This is a genomic window from Vreelandella rituensis, from assembly GCF_003336665.1.
Classification (GTDB): domain Bacteria; phylum Pseudomonadota; class Gammaproteobacteria; order Pseudomonadales; family Halomonadaceae; genus Vreelandella; species Vreelandella rituensis.
This window is the reverse complement of sequence record NZ_QPIJ01000105.1, coordinates 3,728-5,301: the sequence shown is the minus strand read 5'-3', so window position 1 is coordinate 5,301 and position 1,574 is coordinate 3,728. Positions and strand designations below refer to the sequence as shown.

1 protein-coding gene and 1 pseudogene are annotated in these 1,574 nt (G+C 59.5%); both read right to left on the bottom strand.

The window, feature by feature from the left end:
- Positions 1-163 (bottom strand): annotated as a pseudogene (locus DU506_RS22915) (IS66 family transposase); the annotation flags it as partial.
- Positions 164-250: 87 nt separating this feature from the next.
- Positions 251-1,573: an RNA-guided endonuclease IscB gene (gene iscB, locus DU506_RS20515; protein WP_235825854.1), complete on the bottom strand. Its 1,323-nt coding sequence runs from the start codon at positions 1,571-1,573 to the stop codon at positions 251-253.
- Position 1,574: the final 1 nt, after the last annotated feature.

Sequence of the window (1,574 nt, the reverse complement as noted above, 5' to 3'; positions counted from 1 at the left end):
TGCTGTTACGACTGCTGGTCGCCAACCGATCCGCCATCAACTTGACCAGCAGCATCAGCACGTCGATGGCAGCACGCAGCGAAGGTGAGACCGTACGATCTTCCTTGAGCTGCTGCCTGACGCGTTCCAGGGCTTCGTCGACGTTGATATCGCTGATGGTCATGTTATCTGAAGATCAAGTTGCCGAATGTCGATACTATGCCAGAAGAAATAACAGGTTGGCGAGTACAGCCTGGAACCTGCTAAATAGTTACGGTAGTGGGTGATAGCCGTAGCCATCACCGCGTTGCAGCAGGGTGCAGTAGCGCCAGGAGATACCCTGGACCGCGCCCTGTTCGGTCTGAATATTGAAACTGCCGGTCTTGCGGATGGCCACGCGACCTGTATGTGTCCCGGCCTTCTTGCCGGCCGGGACAATCGCCCTGACCCTATCGCCGGTCTGAAAGCCCTGCACTTGCTTTTGGCGCATCAGGTAGCCCCGTGGGAAGCCGTACTTGTCGAGCCGGGTGCGCTGATAACTGCCGCGCCCCATGGCCTTGATGACCTGGGTGGGTACCCGCCAGCCTTTCAGGGTGTCGAACTTGCCGACACAGGCCGCATCCAGCGCATGGGTTTTGGGAATACCCAGCCGCTGACGGTTGTACTTGGTGCGACCGCCACTGCCCACGGTGACCGGCAGGCCGGTGGTTTTCAGGGAACCATACAACGCCCAGCGGGTGGCGTTGACGGCAGCGGCATCCAGCAGCGGTAATTTGAGCTGGCGCTGGACGTGCTCAAGGCGGACGTCTGCCGACAAGCCATTGGCTTTGAGGCGTTTCTTGAGTCCCTTGTTGGTGGCAAAGAAATCAGCAAGCCACTGGCTGTCCTTGGCCTGGTTGCAGTCGTGACAGGCGACGGTCAGGTTGGCCACCCGGCTAGAGCCGTTCCGAGATTTCGCTACCACATGCTCGATCTCCAGCGGTGTATCACCGGTGCCGCAATAGGCACACTCACGCCCCCATTTTTCCAGCAGGTATTCACGCACCTCATAGCCCAGGAGCGTGCCTTGTTGATACTCAATGCCGGAAATTTCCGGGTTTTCCATCTTCTGTAGATCAAAGCGCACCAGCTCCATGCTCAGGTGAGTCACGGGTGCCCAACGGCACAGCTTGTCCACCCAGGCCATGGTGGTATCGACTCGGTGTTGCAGGCTGGGTGGTAGCCAGCCCTTCTTGCGCGTGCGGTTATCAAAACGCGGCTGACGATAACGCAGATTCTTGCTGCGACGCCGACGCCGAAAACCGGCACGTTGCTCCAAGGCTTGGCGAATCTGGAAGCCCCGATGCACCAACTGAAACAGGCAAAGCACATGGCGGGTTGCCGGGGCTTGCTCGTCCGTCGCGTTTTCTTCCAGACGCATCAGCGCCAGCCCGGTTTCCTTGCTGCCCGGATCAATGCCCAGCAACGTCGGCTGCAAGGCGCAGTCACTCAGGCACCGATCACGCAGGCGGATCACAAAAGGGGTCAGATTCACCACCACCGCCCGGCCACGCTCCAGCAGCAGCCGTGCGCGTTTTTCGCTACACGGCATCAAC